The sequence below is a fragment of the Streptomyces sp. P5F9 genome (assembly GCF_057961495.1).
This window is the reverse complement of sequence record NZ_JBXVPZ010000535.1, coordinates 1-6,094: the sequence shown is the minus strand read 5'-3', so window position 1 is coordinate 6,094 and position 6,094 is coordinate 1. Positions and strand designations below refer to the sequence as shown.

General features: G+C 70.8%; 5 protein-coding genes. 2 read left to right on the top strand and 3 right to left on the bottom strand.

Annotated features, from left to right (window positions below; genetic code table 11):
- On the bottom strand, positions 1 to 2,221 hold a 2,221-nt coding region (locus AC31A1_RS44775; protein ID WP_489658823.1), incomplete at its 3' end, for a Tex family protein.
- Between the two features lie 93 nt (positions 2,222 to 2,314).
- A complete protein-coding gene (locus AC31A1_RS44770) occupies positions 2,315 to 3,184 on the bottom strand; it encodes an SCO6745 family protein (RefSeq protein ID WP_489658822.1) in 870 nt (289 codons plus the stop codon).
- A gap of 113 nt (positions 3,185 to 3,297) precedes the next feature.
- Between AC31A1_RS44770 and AC31A1_RS44765 the strand changes: the two genes are divergently transcribed.
- Entirely contained in the window at positions 3,298 to 4,281 is a 984-nt protein-coding gene (locus AC31A1_RS44765; RefSeq protein WP_489658821.1) for a GlxA family transcriptional regulator, read from the top strand.
- Between the two features lie 136 nt (positions 4,282 to 4,417).
- Positions 4,418 to 5,098 (top strand): DJ-1/PfpI family protein, encoded by a 681-nt coding sequence (locus tag AC31A1_RS44760; protein ID WP_489658820.1) that lies wholly within the window; start codon positions 4,418 to 4,420, stop codon positions 5,096 to 5,098.
- Here the strand turns inward: AC31A1_RS44760 and AC31A1_RS44755 are convergent.
- Entirely contained in the window at positions 5,040 to 5,825 is a 786-nt protein-coding gene (locus tag AC31A1_RS44755) for an enoyl-CoA hydratase/isomerase family protein (protein WP_489658819.1), read from the bottom strand. The two genes, AC31A1_RS44760 and AC31A1_RS44755, sit on opposite strands and share 59 nt — an antisense overlap.
- Between the last annotated feature and the right edge of the window lie 269 nt (positions 5,826 to 6,094).

The following is a 6,094-nucleotide window of genomic DNA, read 5'->3' as shown; positions in this document are numbered from 1 at the left end:
CACCCCCACCCTGCTGTCCCCGCTCACCGCCGGAGGCCACCGCCTCGTCGTCGAGCCGCAGCGTCAACGAGATCCGCTTCCGCGGGATGTCCACGTCGAGGACCTTCACCTTGACGATGTCACCCGGCTTCACCACATCCCGCGGGTCCTTGACGAACGTCTTCGACAGGGCGGAAACGTGCGCCAGACCGTCCTGGTGGACCCCGACGTCGATGAACGCCCCGAACGCGGCGACGTTCGTGACGACACCCTCCAGAACCATCCCGGGGGCGAGGTCGGAGATCTTCTCGACGCCGTCCTTGAACGTGGCCGTCTTGAACGCCGGCCGAGGGTCGCGCCCCGGCTTCTCCAACTCCTTCAGGATGTCGGTCACGGTGGGCAGACCGAACGTCTCGTCCACGAACTCGGTCGGCTTCAGCGAGCGCAGCACCGACGTGTTGCCGATGAGCGACGCCACCTCGCTGCCCGCCGTCTTCACCATCCGCCGCACCACCGGATACGCCTCGGGGTGCACGCTGGAGGAGTCGAGCGGGTCGTCGCCGCCGCGGATGCGCAGGAAGCCCGCGCACTGCTCGTAGGCCTTCGGGCCGAGCCGTGCCACGTTCTTCAGCTGCGTACGCGACTTGAACGGGCCGTTGGCGTCGCGGTGCGACACGATGTTCTCGGCGAGCCCGGAGGTGATGCCGGAGACGCGGGAAAGCAGCGGCGCGGAGGCCGTGTTGACGTCCACGCCGACGCCGTTCACACAGTCCTCGACCACCGCGTCCAGCGAACGTGACAGCTTCACCTCGGACAGGTCGTGCTGGTACTGGCCGACCCCGATCGACTTGGGGTCGATCTTCACCAACTCCGCGAGCGGGTCCTGGAGTCGGCGCGCGATGGAGACGGCGCCGCGCAACGACACGTCCATGTCGGGCAGTTCCTGCGAGGCGAACGCGGACGCCGAGTACACGGACGCGCCGGCCTCGGACACCATCACCTTGGTGAGGTTCAACTCCGGGTGCTTGGTGATGAGTTCACCGGCGAGCTTGTCCGTCTCGCGGGACGCCGTGCCGTTGCCGATCGCGATCAGCTCGACCGAGTGCTGCGCGGAGAGCCGAGCCAGCTTGGCGAGGGCGTCGTCCCACTTGTTGGCCGGGACGTGCGGGTAGATCACGTCCGTGGCGACGACCTTGCCGGTCGCGTCGACGACGGCCACCTTCACGCCCGTACGGAAACCGGGGTCCAGCCCCAGCGTCGCGCGCGTGCCGGCCGGGGCGGCGAGCAGCAGGTCCCGCAGGTTCGATGCGAAGACGTTGACCGCCTCGTCCTCGGCGGCCGTCCGCAGCCGCAGCCGCAGGTCGATGCCGAGGTGCACGAGGATGCGGGTGCGCCACGCCCAACGGACCGTGTCCTGAAGCCACTTGTCGCCCGGACGTCCCCGGTCGAGGACCTGGAAGCGGTGGGCGACCATCCCCTCGTAGGAGGAAGGCCCCTCGGTGTCCTCCTCGGGCTCCAGGACGAGATCGAGGACGTCCTCCTTCTCGCCGCGCAGCATCGCGAGGATGCGGTGCGAGGGCAGCGCCGTGAACGGCTCCGAGAAGTCGAAGTAGTCGGCGAACTTGGCGCCCGCCTCCTCCTTGCCGTCCCGTACCTTCGCGGCGAGGCGCCCGCGCCCCCACATCCGCTCACGCAGCTCGCCGATCAGGTCAGCGTCCTCCGAGAACCGCTCGGTGAGGATCGCCCGCGCGCCGTCGAGAGCGGCCTGCGGATCGGCGACACCCTTGTCGGCGTCGACGAACGCGGCGGCAGCGGCCAGCGGTTCCACGCTCGGGTCGCCCAACAGCCCCTCCGCGAGCGGTTCCAGACCCGCCTCGCGCGCGATCTGCGCCTTGGTGCGCCGCTTGGGCTTGTAGGGCAGGTAGATGTCCTCAAGCCGCGCCTTGGTCTCGGCGGCGCGGATCTGCGCCTCCAACTCCCCGGTGAGCTTGCCCTGCTCGCGCACCGATTCGAGGATCGCGGTCCGCCGCTCCTCCAGCTCCCGCAGATACCGCAGCCGCTCTTCGAGCGTGCGCAGCTGCGCGTCGTCGAGCATCTCGGTCGCTTCCTTGCGGTAGCGGGCGATGAAGGGAACCGTCGAACCGCCGTCGAGCAGCTCGACGGCAGCCTTCACCTGCCGCTCCCGTACGCCGAGCTCCTCGGCGATCCTGCCTTCGATGGACCCTACGAGGGGTGTCGTCACGCCCGTACCGCCTTCTCCACTGAGGTTGCGCGGCAATTGTGGCAGGTGGCACCGACAACCGGGGATCAGGGCGCTGTCCTGCGGGTCCGGTGCCTAGCTCTTGCCGAGCAGATCCCGGGGAAACGCCCCGGCCGCGAGCGCGAGCCGCGCGAACCCGGTCGCCAGTTCGGTCAGACGTACGACCCCCGCGGCGCCCAGATGCTCGTACGGCGCCCGGTCCAGCCGGTCCGTCTCCGCCTCGATCTCGGCGCGCAGCGCGACCCCCGCTTCCGTCAACTCGCCGTCCCTGTCAAGCAGTCCGCGCTCCCGGAGCCGTCCCGAAGCGGCGTCCCACTCGTCCTGGTTCCACCCGCGCGTGCCGAACACCCACTTCGGGGCCATGCCCTTGCCGGTCGCGGTGTGGGTGACCACGGCCTCCAGGCCGTCGAGCCCGGCGGACATCAGGACGGCCAGGTGACCGTCGCCGCGGTGCTCGCGCAGCAGCGTGGCCGCGTGGAAGTAGGCGAGGTGCGGCTCCTCGGGGAGCGGCAGATCGGCGTGGGCCGCGTACAGGGGCCGGGCGGGACGCGAGCACGCTTCAGTCGCCCGCAGTGCCAGCCGCGCCGCCTCCGCCATCTCCTCCGACGCCACGGCGTCCTCGCCGAGCAGGCGCCGCAGGGTCGCGTCGACGGCACGCGCGCGTGCGTGGAGGCACTGCTCCGGGGAGGCGGTCTCCCACACGGCGGGCACGTGCCGGGCCACGAGGTCGTACTTGTAGTTGTAGAAGGCCGCCGTCACCGTGCCGGGACCGACCGGGCCCATCGCCGCCGCCCGTACGGCGAAGTTGACGGCCCCGGGGTGCGTGACTCCGAGCGCGCCGAACTCCGTCCCCAGGTCGGGCGAGAAGTAGAGCGTGGCGTGCAGGGAGTTGAGCGCGTTGTGGCAGCGGCGCCCGGCACGGTGATCGACGGCGGCGGTAGTCATGACGGCCACGTTACCGACTGGTCGGTACGGACTCCAGGGGTGGGCTACGGATGGCAGGAAAGGTGGGGTACCCGTCATTGCGGCCATCGCGCGGAGCACGAAGAATCGACGGCATGCGAACCGTCCTGGTGGTCCTCTTCGACGACGTCCAGAGCCTCGATGTCACCGGCCCCGTGGAGGTCTTCGCGGGCGCCGAAACACAAGTCCCGGGGACCTATCGCATCCGTACGGCCTCCCTGGACGGCGGCCCGGTGCGCACGTCCAGCGGCCTGACCGTCGTACCGGACACGGCCCTCGCCGACGCGCCCGCCCCGCACACGCTCCTCGTCCCCGGCGGCCCGGGCGCGCGCGGCCCGGACCCGCGTGTGACCGACTGGCTGCGCGCGCACGGGCCGCGCGCGGAGCGGCTGGTCTCCGTGTGCACCGGGGCGATCCTGCTTGCCGAGGCGGGCCTCCTGGACCGTCGCCGGGCCACCACGCACTGGGCGTACTGCGCGAAGCTCGCCCGCGACCATCCCACCGTTGAGGTCGACCCGGACCCGATCTACGTCCGCGACGGCCCCGTCTCCACCTCGGCCGGTGTCACCTCGGGCATCGATCTCGCCCTCGCCCTGGTCGAGGAGGACCTGGGCCGGGACACCGCGCTGACCATCGCCCGCCACCTGGTCGTGTTCCTGCGCCGGCCGGGGAACCAGGCCCAGTTCAGCGCCCAGCTCGCCGCCCAGACGGCCCAGCGGGAGCCCTTGCGCGAGGTCCAGCAGTGGATCACCGAGCACCCCGACGGCGACCTGAGCGTCGACTCCCTCGCCACCCGCGCCCGCCTCTCGCCCCGCCACTTCGCCCGCGCCTTCCAGTCCGAGACCGGCATGACCCCCGGCCGCTACGTCGACCGCGTCCGCCTCGAACACGCCCGCCGCCTCCTGGAGGACACCGGCGATGGCATCGAGCAGATCTCCCGCGCCAGCGGCTACGGCACCCCCGAGTCCATGCGCCGCGCATTCTTCAAGGCTCTCGGTGCTTCCCCGGCCGAGTACCGCCGCCGCTTCCACCCGGCACCGAGTGCACGGGCGACACCGGTGCGGAAAGCGCCCCTTTAGGGGCGCGGGGAACTGCGCGACCAGCCCCCACTCACCCGCAGTGAACGAACCACCTGAACCTCGCCTCCCCGTCCGCCACCTCAACCGCCGAGTCAGCTGAACCGCATCCAACATCCGCCGATCACGAAAGGCCCCGATGCAGATCGCCATCGTCCTCTTCGACCGCTTCACCGCCCTGGACGCGGTGGGCCCCTACGAGACCCTCGGCCGCCTCCCGGACTCGGAGACCGTCTTCGTCGCCGAGCGGACCGGCCCCGTCCGCAACGAAACCGGAAACCTGGCGCTCGTAGCCGACCGCACCCTCGCCGACGTACCGAACCCCGACATCGTGGTCGTCCCGGGCGGCCCCGGCCAGACCCCGCAGATGGAGAACGCGACCCTCCTGGACTGGCTGCGCACCGCCGACGCCACGACCACATGGACGACCTCGGTGTGCACGGGCTCCCTGCTGCTGGCCGCCGCCGGACTGCTCCAGGGCCGCCGCGCGACCTCCCACTGGCTCGCCCTGGACCACCTGAAGCAGTTCGGTGCCGAGCCCACGGGGGAACGGGTGGTGACCGACGGCAAGTACGTCACCGCGGCCGGTGTCTCCTCAGGCATCGACATGGGGCTCACCCTGCTCGGCCGGATCGCGGGCGACGAACACGCCCAGGCCGTACAGCTGTTGACCGAGTACGACCCGCAGCCGCCCTACGACGCGGGGTCCCCGGAGAAGGCGCCCGCGCACCTCGTCGAGAAGCTCCGCGCGGGCAGCCGCTTCATCCTGAAGCAGTCCCTGAAGCAGTCCCTGAAGCAGACCCTGACGCGGTCCAGGTGAAGCGCGGCGCCCGGCGCTCCAGGAACGCGGCGACGCCCTCCGCGGTGTCGCCGCTGCCGCGCACCTGCTCGGCCCAGTAACCGTCCCTGTCCGTACGCCCGTTGGCGAACTCCTTCGCCGACGCCTGCGTCAACTGCGAGCGGGAGACCAGCACCCGGGTGAACTCCGCGACCCGCTTGGCGAGTTCGCCCTCGGAGAGCAGCTCGTCGACGAACCCGGTGCGCAGCGCCCGTTCCGCATCGATCAACTCGCCCGAGAACAGCAGGTACTTGGCGGTCCCGGGACCCACCAGCGACACCAACCGCCGTGTCGCGGACGCCGGATACACGATCCCGAGCTTCGCCGGCGTCACCCCGAACAGAGCTCCCTCCTCGGCGAACCGCAGATCGCAGGCCGCCGCCAACTGCACCCCGCCGCCCACACAATGACCGCGAATGGCCGCCAGCGTCGGCTTCGGGAACGCCGCGAGCGCCTCCTCCGCGAGCACCGCCAGCCCCTGCGCCTCACCCGCCGACCCTCGCAGCGTGGAGATGTCGGCCCCGGCGCAGAACGTCCCGCCCTCACCGGTCAGCACGAGCGCCCGTACGCCCGGATCGGCGGCCAGGGTGTCGAGCAGCGGCGGCAGCGCCCGCCACATCTCGGCGGTCATCGCGTTGCGCTTGCCGGGATGGTGGACGACGACGGTGGCGACCGAGTCGGTGACGTCGTGCAGCAGGCGGGGCTCCATGCGCTGGATGCTACGTACTACCCGAAGAGTTCACGAAGTCGGCACGAGAGGAACAGGGACGGTCCCACAGTCGATCAGTCCCTGCAGAAACGCTCAGAAAGCGTCCGATAACTGCTGACTTCTGTTCAGTCATCCGGGGTGGCGCGGGTCCATGCCAACACTCATCGGGTGGTGACAATCGAGCGCAAGGGTGGCGACCGGACGATGGAGAACCACGGGCGTGGGTCAGACCCACGCCCAGAAGGCGGCAGAGACGATCCCCCGGATCC